At 46.0% G+C, this 18,615-nt stretch carries 14 protein-coding genes; 4 read left to right on the plus strand and 10 right to left on the minus strand.

The genetic code is table 11. The annotated features are described in order from the left end of the window. Positions 1 to 88: 88 nt before the first annotated feature. From ABWW54_RS01495 to ABWW54_RS01505, 3 genes are all read right to left on the minus strand, one after another. Positions 89 to 2,053 (minus strand): trypsin-like peptidase domain-containing protein, encoded by a 1,965-nt coding sequence (locus tag ABWW54_RS01495; protein WP_353409380.1) that lies wholly within the window; start codon positions 2,051 to 2,053, stop codon positions 89 to 91. Between the two features lie 189 nt (positions 2,054 to 2,242). Next, positions 2,243 to 3,298, minus strand: a complete 1,056-nt coding sequence (locus ABWW54_RS01500) for a hypothetical protein (protein WP_353409382.1) — start codon at positions 3,296 to 3,298, stop codon at positions 2,243 to 2,245. 1 nt (position 3,299) lies between these two features. Further along, positions 3,300 to 4,637, minus strand: coding sequence for a vanadium-dependent haloperoxidase (locus tag ABWW54_RS01505; protein ID WP_353409384.1), 1,338 nt, complete (start codon positions 4,635 to 4,637; stop codon positions 3,300 to 3,302). A gap of 211 nt (positions 4,638 to 4,848) precedes the next feature. On the opposite strand from ABWW54_RS01505, the gene ABWW54_RS01510 reads away from it, so the two are divergent. Both ABWW54_RS01510 and ABWW54_RS01515 read left to right on the plus strand, forming a co-directional pair. Next, positions 4,849 to 5,559 carry a response regulator gene (locus ABWW54_RS01510; protein WP_353409386.1) on the plus strand — a complete coding sequence of 237 codons (711 nt, stop codon included), beginning with the start codon at positions 4,849 to 4,851 and terminating at the stop codon, positions 5,557 to 5,559. 24 nt (positions 5,560 to 5,583) lie between these two features. Continuing rightward, on the plus strand, positions 5,584 to 7,032 hold the full coding sequence (locus ABWW54_RS01515) for an ATP-binding protein (protein ID WP_353409388.1): 1,449 nt from the start codon (positions 5,584 to 5,586) through the stop codon (positions 7,030 to 7,032). Positions 7,033 to 7,059: 27 nt separating this feature from the next. Here ABWW54_RS01515 and ABWW54_RS01520 read toward each other — a convergent pair whose 3' ends face one another. Further along, on the minus strand, positions 7,060 to 8,181 hold the full coding sequence (locus ABWW54_RS01520) for an aminotransferase (RefSeq protein ID WP_353409390.1): 1,122 nt from the start codon (positions 8,179 to 8,181) through the stop codon (positions 7,060 to 7,062). 175 nt (positions 8,182 to 8,356) lie between these two features. Between ABWW54_RS01520 and ABWW54_RS01525 the strand changes: the two genes are divergently transcribed. Then, a complete protein-coding gene (locus ABWW54_RS01525; protein ID WP_353409392.1) occupies positions 8,357 to 9,211 on the plus strand; it encodes a helix-turn-helix transcriptional regulator in 855 nt (284 codons plus the stop codon). 58 nt (positions 9,212 to 9,269) lie between these two features. Here ABWW54_RS01525 and ABWW54_RS01530 read toward each other — a convergent pair whose 3' ends face one another. The 6 genes from ABWW54_RS01530 to ABWW54_RS01555 all read right to left on the minus strand — a co-directional run bounded on the left by ABWW54_RS01530 (position 9,270) and on the right by ABWW54_RS01555 (position 17,567). Next, positions 9,270 to 11,072, minus strand: coding sequence for an acyclic terpene utilization AtuA family protein (locus ABWW54_RS01530; protein ID WP_353409394.1), 1,803 nt, complete (start codon positions 11,070 to 11,072; stop codon positions 9,270 to 9,272). Next, complete coding sequence (locus ABWW54_RS01535) at positions 11,072 to 13,063, minus strand: acetyl/propionyl/methylcrotonyl-CoA carboxylase subunit alpha (RefSeq protein ID WP_353409396.1); 1,992 nt, start codon at positions 13,061 to 13,063, stop codon at positions 11,072 to 11,074. The genes ABWW54_RS01530 and ABWW54_RS01535 overlap by 1 nt, the downstream gene beginning before the upstream one ends. Positions 13,064 to 13,112: 49 nt before the next feature. Further along, the gene (locus tag ABWW54_RS01540) at positions 13,113 to 13,952 is read right to left on the minus strand and encodes an enoyl-CoA hydratase/isomerase family protein (RefSeq protein WP_353409398.1); all 840 of its coding nucleotides are present in this window, start codon (positions 13,950 to 13,952) and stop codon (positions 13,113 to 13,115) included. Next, positions 13,949 to 15,556 (minus strand): acyl-CoA carboxylase subunit beta, encoded by a 1,608-nt coding sequence (locus ABWW54_RS01545; protein ID WP_353409400.1) that lies wholly within the window; start codon positions 15,554 to 15,556, stop codon positions 13,949 to 13,951. The genes ABWW54_RS01540 and ABWW54_RS01545 overlap by 4 nt, the downstream gene beginning before the upstream one ends. 344 nt (positions 15,557 to 15,900) lie before the next feature. Next, entirely contained in the window at positions 15,901 to 16,635 is a 735-nt protein-coding gene (locus ABWW54_RS01550; protein WP_353409402.1) for a sulfotransferase-like domain-containing protein, read from the minus strand. Positions 16,636 to 16,637: 2 nt separating this feature from the next. Continuing rightward, entirely contained in the window at positions 16,638 to 17,567 is a 930-nt protein-coding gene (locus tag ABWW54_RS01555; RefSeq protein ID WP_353409404.1) for an aminotransferase class IV, read from the minus strand. A 237-nt stretch (positions 17,568 to 17,804) separates the two neighbouring features. Between ABWW54_RS01555 and ABWW54_RS01560 the strand changes: the two genes are divergently transcribed. Continuing rightward, positions 17,805 to 18,590, plus strand: coding sequence for a TIGR00266 family protein (locus tag ABWW54_RS01560; RefSeq protein WP_353409406.1), 786 nt, complete (start codon positions 17,805 to 17,807; stop codon positions 18,588 to 18,590). Positions 18,591 to 18,615 lie beyond the last annotated feature (25 nt).

Consider the following 18,615-nt stretch of genomic DNA (forward strand, 5'->3'; position numbering starts at 1 on the left):
AGTCCGAAAGATCAAATTCACACTCGCTTAACCATCTTTCATTGCAGATCAAATGGCTAAGCGGCGCAGAGGATGCCATTAATCTAGGCTAATCACTCACGTTAATGACTATTTCTCTTCGTTGATTTGCGATATTGATGGTCAAACTGCTCTCGGCTGAATTGATTCCTTGGGTTTCCGAAACTGACTCAATGGGTTTGGCGTGGTTTTGTCCGGTTAATATTTCCTGAATTGCTTGGTCATTATGTTCATCAATATTAGAGCGAAGATAATCAACAATACTTGTTATGCGAACCCCTTCATTCGTAGCACCGCCGGTGTCTTTTTTCCAACCAGCATGGTGCAACGCGCACAGTTGCCAATTGTTATTGAATACGGGAGCCCCTGAGGATCCCCGCTCCGTATCCGCGGAGTACCTTATTGCCTTATCGTAAACGTAGGTTACCGTATTATCGTGGATCGCTATTTCTTTACGACGTCCTTGAGGGTGTTGAACAATATTAACTCTCTCTTTACGAGTGATAAGATGCTTACTAGTTGGTATTTGCACGGCCTCTATAGAGTTTGGTAAAGAGCTCGCATCACAAGCCACGATAGTAAAATCCAACTCCTTACTGGTTATAAAGAACTTATCCGGCCGCAACACCGCTCTATATTCGACAGAGTCTTGATCGTAGTCAAATTCTAAGACACTTGACCTCGCCATATCTTCATTTTCTAGTACGTGATTGTTAGTCATAATGTAACCACGGGTCCCGATCAAAAAACCACTAGCAAACGCTTTTCCAAGAGGATCTATCGTTGAAATTCGGCATACGGACTGTGCCCTAGTGACACCCACCTCTAAAAAGCTGCTTGGCAAAAAGTCTGATTGGTAGTTAATTTTTTCAAATCCTTGCTCGATCTGACGTCTCTCTACTTTATCTTTTGGACTTTTAACCTGCTCATCGAGAATCATTTCCGCTCGTGCAACGACCAACTCAGCGAATTCATCATCACCCAGTTCTCTCAGCCCTGTCAGAGGTTTAGCATTTTCACCTAAGCCAGATACAATGTTGATATCGCTCTCAAAATGAGGCGATATTGTCGGCATAGACAACGCTTGCTTAATTACTGTGTCGAACTTCCTAGCAACTTCAAGGTATCCCTTGTTTCTAGGATGAAGTTCATCGTACCAATTCGTTTTAGACCCTACCACACCGCGACAATCAACATGGAACACAGCGCCAGGAAATTCAAGAACAAGGTTCTCTAACTCTTCGTTAAATCTACGAATCATCTCAGCCACAATATCTCGCTGTAACTTGGCAGACTTGATTTGTTGTTTAATCAGCGGCTTGCCTAGCCAAGGCCCGTTAGACGGAATCGCATCATCATAACCGTGACAGACAATTTTCAAATGCGGAAACTGCTGGATCAACCGTGCGAACAAGCCCTTATATAGCTTTCCCAGCTCTTCCAAAAACTCATCGAATTTTTCATTTGGGTAGTCTTCGGCTTTTCGACCTGCCTTAAATGGGTGTACGAGCGTCGCCATCCGCTCATTGCCCACCATATCGTTGCCTCCGCCACTTAACAGAAAAACATCGGGGTTTTCTCGCTGTATGGCGTTAGTCAGTTCGTCTTCAGCAATAATGTTTGATAGTAAATCACCCGCTTCGCTCAACCCGAAAATCGCATAGCTAAACTGATCAAGATCAGACAACTGATCAATGACGTCCTTTAAAACAAAGGGGTATTGAAACCAAGAATCACCTTCGGCAACAATTTTGATACCGTTCCAATTTTTTATACGTTTACGATAGCGTCTGTTACGCCTCCAACGAGCGATACTGTTAGCAGAATTAAGTAACCGAGCTCCCTCATTATTATCCGAAATCAGCGACTCGTTTACTATTACGCTTGGTGCAAAGCCATCAGATTCCATGCCGTCCAAAGTAAAATATGGGGCCAATTCTGAGTCACTAACTTCAATGTCTTTTATTAGATTTTGAAACTCTTCACGCGATATTTTTTTACTCTCTCGATTCGCATTTTTTTTCTTCCTAGCCATTTAACAATACTCCTGGGTCTCTGGTTGCCATCATTTTTTAAGATAGTTCTCACCCATGAAAGCAGATTCCAATTACCTTAGCTAAATGATGAAAATACCTTTCTATCGAATCAACATAGTGATTCAAGCCAAGCATTTCTCCCACCCATATCCCAAGTCGTATCCATCCTTGGGATCGACTTAGAATATTTAGTAACTGTATCTCACCGAAATTGTTGCATCAGTGCCACGTACTAGGTCTGACGGTAAATCAAAATCACCCGACTCGAGGTCCTTGTAGTTAACTCCAAGATTCAATGACAATCCTCTCGCAATATCACTGCTAAGGCCTATCGCATAAGATGTTTCGCGTTGCCCCTCTGTGCTACCAATATGAGCTGCTCCCGATAACGTATGCCGACCAATTTTTCTAGCTGCGCCAACCGTCAAATATTCACGTCGGGCGTCATAGGTATCACTTTTTAAGTGTTCAATTCCCACGCCAATATCAAACACAGAGGAACCATAAGTAAGCTCTCCTACGAAGCCCAAAGATCGAGAATCAAACACAACATCAGTTGCCGGATTCGGCTGATACACCGTATCTCTCACTCTCGCAGTCAACCTGTAGTCTTTATTACCAAGAGGTCGCTGATAGGAGCCTCCCAATTCAAACCCATTATCTTCATCAATCGTTGCACTGAACTTGCTTGGCCCGAATCGCATAACGTAAGCAACGCCAAGGTCTGTCAATTGACCAAGTTGATCGTCAAAACTTAAACGAGCATTGCCAACTCCTCTTTTGCGCCGAGTTTCCTCTCGAACGGTTCCAGTAACGTTCCCCAGTGATAGTGTGCCCCAAACCCCAGCTAAATAGACTGCGGCATTATCCTGGTAGTTATCTTCATCATGCCCTATGTCATCGTCACTAATTGAAGATGTGTACTCACCAAAATACGCTGCACCCATAGTCCAACTATTAGACAGCTGAGTTTCCGCTGAGAGTTGAAAGTTACTCACTATCCGAGAGTCCGAATTCTCGTTTTCATCTTGATAATGGTACCCGCCATCAACTAATCCATTAAGTAGGTACGTCACGTCACCATAGTGCATCGCTAATGGTTTTTCTAAAGACGAAAGACTTTCGTAATTCAATTCAATCGCCGCCACTGGGGACATGACCAAGAGAGGCCATACCGCCAGTGAGTGCTTGATCAACACTGACTTAAACAGATACTTTGTGTGGGCTCTTGAGGTATTCGCCATGTCATACCCTCCTTTGAAAAAAGTCGTTGAATGCTTGCTTCGCGATACCACGACCTGCGGCCATTGCCTGAGTATGATCTAGCTCCCAATGCACACCGCCATACAAACGACTCATTCCATTTTCCTCGGCAATGTCACTCAAACTTCGCCAATGCCTAGTCACGCCTTCTAATTGCGGCCAAATAACCACATCCGGAGAACGTCCGGTAATGGATACGCGATCAGTATCTTGCAATAACGCGATCATTTCAGCTCCAGCTGCCCCGAAAGTCGAATGCCCTGACGTGTACGCAGGAAATGGCGGAGTCGGAATATAACTTTTCCAGTGACTCTGCCGTTTAACTCTCGGGTCAGGGTTACGAAATTTTTCGGCTCTTTGCCGTATCGCGCTTTCGGGCCTGATCACGTCAAAAAAGTACTTAGTGTCCCACGCAGCAATCGAGGCATCACATTGCGTCATCCCGATCAAAGCTAAACTGCGCGCCAGCTCGTTAAACGTTGTAGCTTGTTGCTGTAAAACCTGCATAGCAATATAGATAAAATGCCCTGGCGGAGTCACCCCCCATGGACCATCTTCCCAAAACAGCGCTATCTCAGACTGATCGGCTGTGCGGATGCTACTGTCTGCTGCACCTAAGCGCCGAATGGTATCAAACTCGTCAGCAAACTCAGGGCTGGCCGGGTCGTAAAACTCTGTCGCCCGGAACTGACTTCCAGAACGCATGGACCAAGGTTTAATTTGACCGTGCCCTGGAAAGAGACCTCGATCAAAAGAGCCAAATGCCGGCCCAGGATCAGCACTGTAGAAGGTCCCAGTTGGGCTCCATTTAAGACTGTCTTGTCGCCTTTTATATCGCCCTAAATAGTAATTCACCTCACTGGGCTCCGCTCCGTCGTTATTGCGCATTTTAACCACGTGACGCCCGACCTTCTTACCCCAATCTATTCCAGAAGTTTTTGAAACTGAATCTGGAAAACCATCCAAGAAAGCCTTTTTCTCCCGTAAAAATGGTTGCTGAAACACTTCGGCGGCTGCAATCGAGAATGCCACACCGTAAGCGACCTCTGGGTCTGCATCCTTAGGCCCTTCGCCTACGCCGAAGGGCTCTTGATAATCCTTTAATATCGCGTTCGCAGCTAAAAATCCTGCCACCATAGGCATCGCAAAGTTATAGGCCGCACGTGGTGGCACAATTCGCTGGTCTCGTGTTTGTTGAAGCAAAACGTCAACCCAATGAAAAACAGTATTTTGGTTTTGGGGCTCAATGATTTGAGTCAAATACGAATGCTTGCTTCCATAGGGTGCTGTACTGCATCCGGCAATGTTAAATAATGACATCGCAGCCACAGATTTCAAAAGTTGCCTTCGACTAATAGACATACTCTTAGGTGTTCTCAACATATTTACTCTAAAGTGATTACGGAAGTGTCTCTATCAAAAAAACACTGGTACATTTGTGATACAACTTAATGATAGATATTTGCTATAAATAAAGATTCATTAGTTTAACAAACCAATGGTAGAAAAATCTCATTAGGTCCAAATAATAATGGCGGCAGACAATAAAACGATACTCATCGTGGACGACGAAGCGGATATTCGGGAACCACTGTGTGAACACTTAGAGCGCAACGGATTTAATACCATTGGTGCTGACAGTGCGAGTCAAGCGTATGAATTGCTTGCCACTCAAAAGATAGACCTCATGGTATTAGACGTGATGATGCCCGGCGAAAGCGGTTTGGATGTATGCAGAACCCTTTCCAAAGATAAGCACACACCAATCATACTGTTAACGGCACTAACCGATGACACAGACCGCATTGTGGGGCTAGAACTCGGTGCCGATGATTACTTGGGAAAACCATTCAATCCAAGAGAGTTGATAGCGAGAATCAGAGCCGTCTTGCGAAGAACAGATTTACCGATAGACAAAACACGCTCGTCAATAAGTCGATTTGGCCAATGGCGCCTAAATCACGACCTTGGCGAACTGCTGGGCGATGATGAGACCATCGTTATGCTAAGTACAGGTGAATTCAAGCTACTTAAGGCATTAATCGCTTCCCCTAACAAGATACTATCTCGGGATGACCTTATCTCACTCACGCAAGGCAGAGAATCTTTTCCGTATGAACGAAGCATAGATAATATGATCAGTCGCTTAAGAAGAAAAATCGAGCCCGATGTCTCAAAACCTATCTACATACAGACCGTCTGGGGGGGAGGATATAAGTTCAACCCACAGACGCCAAATTAGAAGATCTGTTAGCGTTAGTCGAAAATGAAATTTTTCACCCGCTTGTACCCAAAGACTATCACCAGCCAAACTTTAGCCATCATGAGCTTTGTATTGTTGGTTGCACAATTGATAAATCTCGCAATTTTGGTCGGCGAACACCGATTACGTGCCAAAGCCAATTTGGTTGAATCAGCAAGCGAAAATGTCGCTAGAACGCTTAGTCGAATTCCAAACTTAGACCGCATTCAAATCCCTTTTGAACTGCGCAGAAGAGAGATCGGAGACGGGCGAGCATTCATCTCAACGACATCCAGGGCGAACTTGATAAATGCAGACCTCAGACTCGCATCTTACGAAAGTAAAGCCAAACAGACTCTGGAAAAATACGGCATACGACACGAATCTCTGCAGTTAACCTTAGTCCCCGCTAACTCTCGCTACAGTTATGAACTACAAAAACAAGAAGCACAAGACGTCCGCCGGCCACCGAGAAAAAGCTTTCGTGGCCCGCGAGGCAAAGGCCCACCTCCAAAAGCCAGAAAGCCTTCAGTAAACCCGAGTGAAGCACACTTGATGGTCTCCATCCAACTTGGTGCAAACCGTTGGTTTAACGCGATCATTCCACATCCGCCGATGGAAGCCTTAACGCCTAGAATCCTTGCAGCGACAACAACACTGTTCATCATTACGCTAGTGAGTTTAATGTTCTTTATGCGCCGGATAACACGTCCTCTGTCAAAGTTTACCGAAGCGGCTGATGAGTTTGGTAGGGGCCAAGAACCAAGCCAGCTAAGCGAAGATGGCCCAGCCGACATAAGGCAAGCAGCCCAAGCCTTTAATCGCATGCAGCGCCGATTAACACGAACCATTGAAACTCAAAACACAATGCTTCGAGCGGTAGGCCATGATTTACGAACCCCATTAACCTCACTGAGAATCAGGTCAGAAATGATCCCGGATAATGATCAGCGAGAGAAGTTTATTGCCACCATCAACGACATGAGTTTGATGACCGAAGAAATTCTAAGCTGGTCCAAGAATACCTCAAGTATCGAACCTTTGGCTCAAGTGGATATTCATGCGTTACTAACCAGCATAGTGAGTGACTTTTCTGACCAAGGCCATAACGTCGTCCTTTGCACGAACACTGGGGTAATTCTAAACATCCGTCGGTTGAGCCTAAAACGGGCAATAACAAACGTGATCGGCAATGCGTTAAAGTACGCAGGAATGGCTCGGGTTAGCTACCATATTGCCGATGATCGCTTCTCGATTTTCATCGAAGATGATGGGCCGGGGATTCCAGAGGAAAAAATTGATGATGCTATTAAACCGTTTGTTCGGCTTGAACCATCAAGAAATAAAAAAACCGGCGGCACAGGCCTAGGCTTATCCATAACGGAAACCATATTACACACCGACGGCGGCAAACTAGTCATTGAAAACAAGCGGCCCACCGGACTGCGCGTCACATTAAGCTTGCCGGTTTAGTCATACGAAAGAATCCCCAGACAAGCACTATGTTTTCGTTGTTAGAAATGTTGAAACAAGCTCTAATCCTTTGCGCAATACTTCACTGTCATTTGCAAAGCCAATCCTGACGTATCCCTCCATCCCCATTGCCGAACCGGGTGTGAGCATCACGCCTGTTTCCTGTAATAGTCGCACGCAAAACTCTCTGGACGGCATGTCTAGCTGGCACCTGAGTAAACAGGTAGTTCCCGAACGAGGTTTTACCCATGTGATGAGCGGTTGGGTTTCAACCCATGCTTCCAGTAATGTGAGGTTTTCGCGTGTGATTTGTCTACTTCTTTTCAAAAGTTCTTGCTGGTTTTCCAACGCGAGAGTGGCCAGATAGTCATTGATCATTCCCACTGATATCGTGTTGTAATCTCGATGAATCATGACCGCATCCACGACTTGCTTAGGAGCAACCAACCAACCTAAACGTAAACCAGCCAAAGAATAAACCTTAGACATACTGGCCGTACTTATGCCTTTCTCATAGATATCAGCAATGGAGCACGAAGCACCATCACCCGATTGATCTACCCCTCTGTAGACCTCATCACACAATAACCAAGCATCAGCTTCTCTGGCGATTTGGACGATTTGCTCCCACATCGGTCTTTCTATCAAACTACCAGTAGGGTTATTGGGATTGGTTACGGCAATTAACTTAGTATCGGCCGTTACCAAGCGTTTCAATTCATCTAAGTTGGGAAGAAAATTGTCTTCTTCTTTCAAGTGTAACTGATGCACCTCAGCCCCAATACTCGCGGGTATTGAATAATGTTGCTGATACGTTGGAACAATCGCAACCACTCTGTCACCACGGGAAACCAGCGTTTGATGAACTAAGGAATTCGCGCCAATTGTTCCATGAGTTACTAACGCATTCTGAGCTGATTGATTGGAGTACAGCGAGGCAATCGCACGCCTTAAACGATCACTGCCTTCAATTGGACCGTACGTTAGTTTTAGCGTGAGCAAATCTTCTATCGTGCTTGATGAGTGTCCCGTCATGTCCAACAGTTCCGCGACTGTAATGCTCTCAACGCAAGTTTCAGCTAAGTTGTACGTGCACTTCGTTTCGAACTCGTTCATCCATAGCTCAACTCCAAAAGGTTCTATCTTCATTTCACCGACTCTCAATCGAATTACTAATAATTTTTCGCTTCTCTATTTTAGAGCTTGGAGAGATACTCGCACAATCATCCCAAAGGATGATATTAATCACTAAAACTACAAGCTGTCATAAGAATGCCATAGTTTCAGCGGCCTAATTGACCCTTATCATTAAAATGCACTGATCATGGACCACCTCAAGTTAGAGCACATATCAACACTAAGCAATTTTTTGTCGGAAGCAATTCGAACACCACCCAATGCCTTTTCGCTAATAGAAGCCGCGCGGTCAATTGTCCCGTTTCGGGCTGCGCTTTGCGTTATTAACCGCAAACATTTTGCGCCTCTCTACTTAGAAGACACCTACCAAGGCATCGCTGAAAAAGAGGCTGTTCAAAGGTATATCAAAACCACCTACCTATTAAACCCTGTATACAACGCGTTCCTAAATGGCATGGAGTCTGGCGTCTATCGAATGCGCGACTTAGCGCCAGATCATTGGCATCTTAGCAATGAATCAACACAGCAAAATCTGTCGCCTGATTCAGAAGAAGAAATCGGTTTTTTGACTACTGGTTGGCCTGCCAAACTCGAAGAATTAGTGATGGTCAGCCGGCTCTCTGACAACACAATGGTAGAAATCAGTTTTGCACAACCTGCCTCGTTGGGCGGTTTTACCGACGCAACCATCAGTACGTTACACGCTTTTTTCCCGCTCTTTTCTATCGCGATGGATACTCTGGCACAACACTCTTTAACAACAACTGATATCGAAACGCAGCCTACTCAAAGGAGGTTGGAGAATCAGCTTGAAAAATTCGCTAACGAACAATTAACCAAACGCGAAAACCAAGTGACTCAGTTGATCCTCAAAGGTCACTCGGGAAAATCCATTTGCGTCACTCTGGGAATCTCTCTGCCTACGCTAAAAAGCCATCGAAAAAACGCCTACGCCAAGCTTGGCGTTAAAAACCAACAAGAATTGTTCGGAAAATTTTTAGATTGGGGCGAATCATTAGTCGACTCAACACAACATCTATAGTGTCAACACAAGGCATCGATAGAGGCCACGGTTTTTGGTCTTTTAAATGACCTTCTTTTCAGGATAAACCGTATTCTTTTGCCATCTTTTTTGGCACCGCTATAGGAAGAGACAGCAACATTTGAGCGTATGTTTTGGCCTGAGAGTCAATTCGAATTGAGGCCGTTCCTCCACCACCCAAAGCCTTAGTAAGTAAAAAGTTTACGGCGTTGATTCCAGGCATAAAGTAACGTCTTGTCTGCCCTTCAAGCAAATGTGAAAAATACTCAGACACCGCTTCTTCAGTAACTTGTTGGATAATGAGTTCTAAAAAAACTGGCTTTCTACTAATAATGCCAATATTGGCATTGTCCCCTTTATCGCCACTTCGGCCGTACGCCAAAGCCTCTAGGGGAACCAAAACAGTGTCGCCTGAATCAGAAACTTCTATTAGTGAGGAAGCACCATGTGATTTGGGGCTCGGACCAGTAATCATTTCACTTGATGAAGATGAGTAAATTCGATCTTCTAACCTCTGATCATCCACAGTAATGGTAATCGGTACTCTGGACTTGTCTATCAAACTAGAGTGAATCTTTATCAAAGGCTGGGGTCGAACACGCCCTGAACCAAAGCCAGACATTGCGGGTGGTCCGGAAGTGGCCAAGTACGCCATTTCCATTGATGCAAACATCAACGCCGCTTTACTATTATGATGCAATCCGAACTTGCCCATCACTTCCCGGTTGTCCTGACCTAAACTTCTAGCACCATAATTCCCTTCGGAACCGATCACGCCGAGACTGACATTTCTATAGTCTTCCCAACCTCGCTCAGCGAACACCTTTTGTGTCCGTTTAACCCATGCATTCAACGCAGTTTGAGCTTTATCAACGGATCTCGGGCCAGCCATGTAGAACGACCCCAGCAATCGATAGCCATCTATCCACGTGGTACATACTTTGTAGCGATTTCCAGGCGGCCTGCCTTTCGCTCCCGTCACACGAACGACATTATCACCCTCTTGCTCAACCTTGACATTACTGAAATCGCAGGCAACATCAGGCAGTAGATAATTAGCCGGGTCTCCAATTTCGTAAACTATCTGTTCGCTGACAGACCCAATATTTACCAAACCTGAACTCTGTTTTGGTAAAGAGATCGTAAACTCGCCAGACTCATGAATCTCAGCGACTGGGTAACCAATAGTCGAAAAGTCAGGAACAAGGTGCCAATCCGTAAAATTGCCGCCCGTACACTGTGCGCCGCACTCTATTACATGCCCGCACAGTGACCCCTGAGCCAGTAAGTCATATTCATTTTCAGACCACCCGAACTCATGCATTAACGGGCCTAACGTGACGGCGCTATCTACTACGCGACCGGTAATTACTATGTCAGCTCCAGCGTCAAGCGCCTCCTTTATAGGCACAGCTCCCAAATAGGCATTCATACTAATAGGAGATGACGGCAGAGCCTCTTCAGACTCCATATCCAGCATTTCACCTTCCTTATACTCGTCTCGAGTCGCGGTTAAATCGTCCCCAGAAACACCGGCAATACTGAGTTCCAGTCCCTTACTTTCACACAATGCACGGACCGCCTTAACACAACTTGAGACATTTACGCCTCCGGCATTAGCGATTATTTTCACGCCCTTCTTGGCACAGTCCTCAAGTACATCTTGCATTGCGACGGAAACAAAATCAGCCGCAAACCCAGCATCGGGATTCTTAATCTTTACTTGCGCCAGCAAAGCCATCGTCACTTCAGCTAAGTAATCGAACACCAAATAATCGATGTTGCCGTGATCAACTAATTGGCGTGCCGCCAATTGGCTATCACCATAGAATGCAGACGCACCGCCAATTCGAATTGACATTAAGAAGGCTCCTTTATTATTGCTATCACTTCTCGAGCTTTCACTTGTTGACCCACACTGACAGAAATTTGATCAACCACTCCATTGATCGATGCTTTCATCGTGTGAATCATTTTCATTGCTTCTAATGACCCAACGACCTGATCTACCTCGACATAGTCTCCAACGGAAACATTCAATTCAACAACCGCGCCGTCCATGATCGCGGTCACGTTTTCATCTCCACGGCTGCTGTCTTTGCTGGCAGGTTGATAAGTTTGGTCGGTGAAGGAAAAATGGCCATTTGGCGTCTGTAGAAAAAGTTCTGAGCCGTTGACGTGATGGTGAATCGTCCTCAGCACCCCTAAATATGAAACAGAAGTGGCCGCGTTCTCTCGCGACGGAGAGATCTCAAAGACATATTCAATATCAGCTTCGACATTTGAGCCACCCGTAATCAGCCTGACTCGGTATATTTGGTTCTCGTTCGACACCGAAATAGTATGACTTTTACCGTAATATTCTAATACGATGTGTTTTTCTAGTGTTGTCGCGTTCCGCCAATTCAAGCCGCTCTGCCTTCCGCCAATTTGCTGTGAGCGATGCATGAGCGCTCCAGCTAATGCAAGGTCTTCACTTGGCGCTTCAATCTTTTGAAAAACCCCATCGGAGTAGTTATCGAGCAAAAAAGAAGTCGTCACACTACCTTGTTTAAAATTCTCCTTACTTACGACATCACGCAGAAAACTAAGGTTATTTTCCAAACCAAGCAATACGGTTCTATCCAAACACCACATTAAGTTTTCAATGGCTTGATTCCTTGAAGCTCCGAAAGCTACCAGCTTTGCTAGCATTGGATCGTAATATGCAGAAACACGTTGTCCAATCCCAATACCACTGTCGACTCGATAGCTGTCAGAGATTGGCACACTCCATTTCCAGATGGTGCCCGTTTGCGGCATAAAGTTGTGACGAGGGTCTTCAGCGTACACCCTTACTTCAACTGCATGGCCTTTCAAGCTTATCTCTGACTGCGACAAGGGCAGCGTTTCACCGGCGGCAACGGCTATTTGCCAGGCGACCATATCGATGCCAGTGATCAATTCGGTGACTGGGTGCTCAACCTGTAAGCGTGTATTCATTTCCAAGAAATAAAACGCCTGATCTTCGCTTACCAAAAATTCCACCGTGCCTGCGCCTACGTACCCACATGCTTTGGCCGCGTTCACAGCCGCGGCCCCCATAGCGTCACGAAGTGACTCGGTCATGAATGGCGAGGGTGCTTCTTCGACCACTTTTTGATGGCGCCGTTGAATCGAACAATCTCGTTCTCCTAGATGCACGACGTTTCCATGTTGATCGGCAAATATTTGAATTTCTATGTGCCGAGGTTTAATCACAGCGGCTTCTAGAATTACCTCATCCGAGCCAAACGCATTCAACGCCTCTTGTTTCGCAGACCTAAGTTCTTGAGAGAAATTATCAATATCATGCACAAGACGCATTCCGCGACCACCACCCCCAGCAGAAGCCTTAATCATCAGCGGTGTACCAATTTTTTTGGCCTCAAACTCCAGCTCTTGATCACCTTGTGCGATGCCTTGATATCCTTGAATGCACGGTACGCCAGCATTAAGCATCGCAATCTTGGACTGCCTCTTTGAACCCATTAGCTTTATTACATCGGCTGATGGACCAATAAACGTAATACCATCTGACTCACAACGCTCGGCAAAACGAGCATTCTCAGACAAAAAACCATAACCAGGATGTATGGCGTCCGCACCACTCAAAAGTGCCGCGTCAATAATTTTGTCGATATCGAGGTAAGTGTCACCTGCCAGCTCCCCTGATAGAAGAATAGCCTCGTCAGCAAGCTGAACATGAAGAGATTGAGAGTCTGGCTGACTATAAACCGCCACTGACTGACAGCCAAGCTCTCGTGCTGAACGTATGACTCTAACCGCGATTTCTCCTCGGTTTGCTATGAGAATCTTATCTATTTTTTTCATTTTAATTGTGCTCGAAATTCGTTCATTAGCACCCTGTCTGTCGCTTCAATCAGAGCTGCCAGTTAGGCTTTCTCTTATCGACAAAGGCTTGTGTACCCTCTTTGCCTTCGTCCGCCTTTAACGCCTTAGAGAAATCATCGGAAGCTCGATCTAAAAAGGACTCAAGTTCTCTGATGGGCTTACTTGCGTCTATCAATAATGCTTTAGTGATTGCCGTGGCTTGCGGAGCACATTTGCGCAACATTTTTAACGTATTGTCTAACGCCTCAACCATACCTTCAGCATTGAATACGACCTGATGAACAAGCCCTAGATCCAAGGCTTGTTGCCCGTTAATCCGTTCACCTAACAACGCCAATCGACGAGCTTGAGTTAAACCAATTCTAGCCACCACAAACGGCGCTATTTGCGCTGGAATAATACCCAAGCCAGTTTCCGGCATCGCAAACATCGCGTCGTTACTGGTTATTGCCACATCGCAAACGCATGCCAGCCCCAGCCCGCCACCTAAAACAGCGCCTTCAAGCACACAAACAGTCACCTGAGGTGCTTGATTTACTGCGGTGATCAAGTGTCCAAACGATCGATTGAAATGCCAGCTTTCATCCCGCACCATGCCGCTATTATCCGGTAAATCAGCTGCGTTCGAATTTATCCTAGAGTCACGCATTCCCGAAATATCACCGCCAGCACAAAAGTTGCCATGCGAACCACGCAAAACCACCCCTCTTACGGTCCTATCATCTTTTATCGAATCGAAAACGCTCGAGAGCTCAAACACCGTTTGTGCACTCATGGCATTTTTCTTTTCGGGTCGGTTCAGTTCAATGGTTAAGATTCCTTCCTCATGGCTCAGTAGAAGGTGCTCACAATGCGGCAACGTATTCATAAACGACCTACTCCAAACGTTGTTTTTCTGGTTTTCCGTAAACGACCATCTCGACAAACCTGCAGTGCGAACCCCAGAATAGCCCGCGTATCGCGCGGGTCTATCAATCCGTCATCCCACAACCGCGCAGAGTTAACCAAGGCGCCTGAACGCGCTTCCATCGCGGCTTTAGTCCCATTTTCGATCTGTTCTAATTTAGTCTCGTCAACCACTCCCAAGCGCTTCATTTTAGCCTCAGCAACGGTCCGAACAACACTGCCAGCCTGCGCAGGGCCCATAACAGACACAACACTGCGAGGCCAAGCAAAAATAAAATTGGGATCAATACCTCGACCACACATTGCGTAGTTTCCCGCACCATATGAGCCACCAACGATGATGCTGATCTTATCAACCGTAGAGTTAGTTACTGCTTGAATCATTTTGGCGCCGTGCTTAATTATTCCAGCTTGCTCAGATTCCGTGCCAACAATGAATCCAGTGGTATTGTGTAAGAACACCAATGGTGTCCCGCTCTGCTCACACAGCTGAACAAATTGTCCTGCCTTGGCCGCGCCCTTAGCCGTAATTGGAGCATTATTTCCAATCACCCCACAGGAAATACCGAAGATATCAATATGACCACAAACGGTGCCAATATCGTACTCCGCTTTAAATTCAACAAAATCTGACCCGTCGGCAATGCGAGCCAAGATCTCTCTTACATCGTATGGTGTCCGCGGGTCTTCAGGTACCACACCAAGAAGTTCTTTGCTGTCATAGTTAGGTTCAGCGTACTCTTTAAGGTCATTCGATCCACGATCCCAATTTAGCTTGGCAGTGACTTCACGTGCTAGGCGTATTCCATCCGCATCGTTCTCGGCAATGTAGTCTGCCGTGCCCGCAATTTGAGCATGCATTTCAGCACCGCCAATTTCTTCATCCGTGGCAATTTCTCCTGTTGCGGCTTTCAATAGTGGCGGGCCTGCCAAATACACAGTCGATTGGTTTCGAACCATGATAACGTAGTCCGATAGACCTGGCTGATAAGCGCCTCCAGCAGTTGCGCTGCCATGCACCACCGAGATCTGAGGAATACCTTGTGCAGACAAACGGCATTGCAACGCGAACGCCGCCCCCGAAAAGCCAAACCAGTCTCCCAACGACGTTAAATCTCCTCCACCTGATTGCGACAATGAGAGCAATGGTAATTTGTGGTTCATTGCAAGTGTCATTAGGCGCCGACGCTTTTCGCCACCAAGTTTGGTGAGTGTGCCCCCCTTGGTTAGATAGTCGTCTACCAACACAACGCAAAGCACACCTTCAACATAACCTAGGCCTCCAATCATGTGGCCACCGGCATCAGAGCCATCCTTGTCGCCTTCCTGCAAATAGCCACACAGCGTCGAAAGCTCTAAAAATGGTGCGCCTGCATCGAGCAAATGGCCTAAGCGTTCCTTAGGCGAAAGTAAGCCACGCTTACGGTATCGAGCCTCCTTAGCTTTAGCCGTGTCAGCGACACGCTTCTCAATCGCTCGAAACTCAGATATCGCTTCCACCATCGCTTTTTCATTCCGCTGAAAGCTTTCTGAACTGATATCCAATTTTGACTTAAGAGTCGTCATACATTCTAAATCCAATAATAGTCAGCATTTATTACCTTACCCAGTAACTTTCAAAAACGTTGAATTACGGCAAAGTTAATCTTTCTCTTAGAAGCCTACCCAAAATGGAGCACATCTTCCTAATAAGGGGGGGGGCTGCCAAGTCATACAAATCGCATCATTAGACTCTGTTCAATCCAATTATAAATGAGGACAATCACAGTCTATTTACAAACCTGTAAATAGAGAGCGTAACGCAAGAACATTCTTTTTTCAGCTTAAAATTTTAGCCTCACGCTTTAATGGTAGAAAAAAGTCGAAGAAAGGCACTCGATTTGAGGCTTAAAAACAACGGGATATTAAAATTACAGGCAGTACTTTTTCAACGCTAAATAGAATGGCAAGCAGTCATCAACAACACGTTGTTCAGCATCAGTTAGGGTTCGCGTTTTATGCCGATATTCTGCAAACCCTGTAGAGCGTTCGACATTTTGATACCAATGAGACGCCCAAACACCATCGCTGGCTCGTGAGCCAGCAGGCCAATGAAGCATTTGTTCGAAAAATGGAACCTCAAGTGCACCGCACAGTTTTCGTAACGTCAATTCAGGGTTAAGCAGAATGTCTTTCGAATCAACAACCGGAGGTGGCTGCTCACTCAAATCACAGACCAAGTCGAACAACCGACTTTGTTGTTCAAATCCGATATCAGCGGCCGTCACCTCATTCCGCTTCGCTCGATAGGAAACGACAACATCAGCAGGATGTCGAATTAAAAAAGCGTGACTCAAAGAAGCAAACCACGGCTTGTCGATTTTGCCAACCATGTGCTGGGTCATGTGTTTCTGATATTGAATCCTAAGATGGCCTGGCTCGCTGGCCGACAGCGCCTTGCTAATCACCTCATCCCAATCAGAGGATTGACTGGCCAAAACCTCATCTTGCATTGGGTGTCTAATCTGGGTGGATGCCAAATAGCACGCATAGAAAGGTTCATCAACAACGCAGGTATCTGGCCGATTTTCCCAAGAACGCATTAATGCGGTTGAAATATTCCTAGGACCAGACCACATGGCAATTCGCTTAAGTTTCCTGCTCATTGTTATTGGCAATCTCGATCCAACAGCGCTTTGTATAAACTCTGCAATTTGGTGACCATAGGGCCTCGCCGATCATCTGCCGTTAAATCCATATCCCCAATAACACGTCCATCGACACTGGTAACTGGCACCAACCCAGCAAACGTTCCGGTCACAAATGCCTCATCGGCACTGTAGACGTCCGATAATGAGAAGTTGGTTTCAGCCCACTCTATTCCGCTCTCGCGACACACGGTCAAAACAGCACCTCGAGTAACGCCATCAATACAATACTGCCCGGTTGACGTAATAACTCTGTCCCCCTTAACAATAAAAAAATGTGTGCTGTTACAGGTTGCCACGAAACCGTGAGGATCGAGCATCAAGGCTTCTGATGCGCCCGCTTTCGTCGCTTGAATACAAGCAAGTATGCAGTTTATTTTTGAATGACTGTTTAACTTAGGGTCTTGAACATCGGGGAAACCACGACGAACGTGAACCGTAAAAAGGTCGATGCCCTTAGTGACGGTTTCAGGCAGGGCCTCCTTGTATTCCGGTATGATGACAATCGTTGGCGCTGATATGGTCACACGCGGATCTTGATAGGGCGTTGATTTTGTACCTCGGCTTACCATTAAGCGAAGGTGCACCCCATCTGACATTTCATTTGCTTCTAACGTTCGATTTATACGGCCAAGTAATACTTCTTGTGTCACCCCAGGATGAAAGTCCAATGCCTTCGCTCCTGCGTACAAACGATCCAAGTGTGTTTTAAGAAATGCGACCTTGCCATTATGAACTCGAAGTCCTTCCCAAACTCCGTCGCCTAACATAAATGCAGAATCAAATACAGACACCTTAGCGTCCTCTCGCGGAAACAATTCGCCATTAATATTGATTAAAATTGATGCATTGCGATCATCATCTAGATACGTGTGTGTCGAATGACTCATAAAAGTAAAAGTGAGAAATTGGGTTCTGAGGTCACCTATTAAAACACACAATCACGGCTCTCTCCCAACACGGAAAGTAATATCAAAGCCCAAAGTATTAAGGCCAAGTAGTTACCAAACAATCGCGACGTAGAACATTCGAAAAATATCCTCTACTATATCCGTAACCCCGATGCGCGATTGACGCTACCACAGCAATTTAGATATTACACTTAGAACGATAGAAAGGAGATAACAATGAAATGCCATGAAGTTGATTACGAGATCTTTGGCGATGACATGCAAGTGGTCGAAGTCGAACTCGATCCGAGTGAAACGGTCATCGCTGAAGCTGGAGCCATGAACTACATGGAGGATGGCATCACTTTTGAGACTAAAATGGGAGACGGTTCCAAGCCCTCATCAGGCGTTATGGATTCTCTATTAAACGTGGGTAAACGCGTTTTGACTGGCGAATCCATTTTTATGACTCACTTTAGCAATACGGGTTCTGGCAAAAAACGAGTGGCTTTCGCCGCCCCCTATCCAGGAAAAATTATTCCAGTCGACATGAACGAGGTCGAAGGCGAGCTGATTTGCCAAAAGGATGCCTTCCTATGCGCGGCGTTTGGTACGTCCGTGGATATCGCATTCCAACGAAAACTTGGGACTGGCTTTTTCGGCGGCGAGGGGTTTATTCTTCAACGCTTACGAGGTGATGGAAAAGCATTTATCCACGTCGGTGGCACTGTGATTAAACGGGAACTAAATGTTGGAGAAACGCTTCGTGTAGACACCGGCTGCCTTGCCGCATTTACGAGTGGAGTTGATTACAACATTGAACGATCCGGGAATCTTAAGTCGATGGTGTTTGGGGGCGAAGGTTTGTTCTTGGCGACATTGCGCGGTCCAGGGACCGTCTACTTACAAAGCCTACCCTTTTCACGACTGGCAAACAGAATCACGCAAGCAGCCGGCTTTGGCGGAAGTAAAGGTGAGGGCTCGGTACTCGGCGGCCTAGGAGATATGTTTGGCGACCGTTAGGGCAAATCATTGAAACGCCGAGATC

This window comes from Arenicella sp. 4NH20-0111, from assembly GCF_040366405.1.
GTDB lineage: Bacteria > Pseudomonadota > Gammaproteobacteria > Arenicellales > Arenicellaceae > Arenicella.

Coding starts and splice junctions, on each gene's coding strand:
- ABWW54_RS01515 (WP_353409388.1), top strand. CDS start 5,584: ATGAAATTTTTCACCCGCTTGTACCCAAAGACTATCACCAGCCAAACT.
- ABWW54_RS01505 (WP_353409384.1), bottom strand. CDS start 4,637: ATGTCATTATTTAACATTGCCGGATGCAGTACAGCACCCTATGGAAGC.
- ABWW54_RS01540 (WP_353409398.1), bottom strand. CDS start 13,952: ATGAATACGTTGCCGCATTGTGAGCACCTTCTACTGAGCCATGAGGAA.
- ABWW54_RS01495 (WP_353409380.1), bottom strand. CDS start 2,053: ATGGCTAGGAAGAAAAAAAATGCGAATCGAGAGAGTAAAAAAATATCG.
- ABWW54_RS01555 (WP_353409404.1), bottom strand. CDS start 17,567: ATGAGTCATTCGACACACACGTATCTAGATGATGATCGCAATGCATCA.
- ABWW54_RS01500 (WP_353409382.1), bottom strand. CDS start 3,298: ATGGCGAATACCTCAAGAGCCCACACAAAGTATCTGTTTAAGTCAGTG.
- ABWW54_RS01550 (WP_353409402.1), bottom strand. CDS start 16,635: ATGAGCAGGAAACTTAAGCGAATTGCCATGTGGTCTGGTCCTAGGAAT.
- ABWW54_RS01520 (WP_353409390.1), bottom strand. CDS start 8,181: ATGAAGATAGAACCTTTTGGAGTTGAGCTATGGATGAACGAGTTCGAA.
- ABWW54_RS01560 (WP_353409406.1), top strand. CDS start 17,805: ATGAAATGCCATGAAGTTGATTACGAGATCTTTGGCGATGACATGCAA.
- ABWW54_RS01510 (WP_353409386.1), top strand. CDS start 4,849: ATGGCGGCAGACAATAAAACGATACTCATCGTGGACGACGAAGCGGAT.
- ABWW54_RS01525 (WP_353409392.1), top strand. CDS start 8,357: ATGGACCACCTCAAGTTAGAGCACATATCAACACTAAGCAATTTTTTG.
- ABWW54_RS01545 (WP_353409400.1), bottom strand. CDS start 15,556: ATGACGACTCTTAAGTCAAAATTGGATATCAGTTCAGAAAGCTTTCAG.
- ABWW54_RS01530 (WP_353409394.1), bottom strand. CDS start 11,072: ATGTCAATTCGAATTGGCGGTGCGTCTGCATTCTATGGTGATAGCCAA.
- ABWW54_RS01535 (WP_353409396.1), bottom strand. CDS start 13,063: ATGAAAAAAATAGATAAGATTCTCATAGCAAACCGAGGAGAAATCGCG.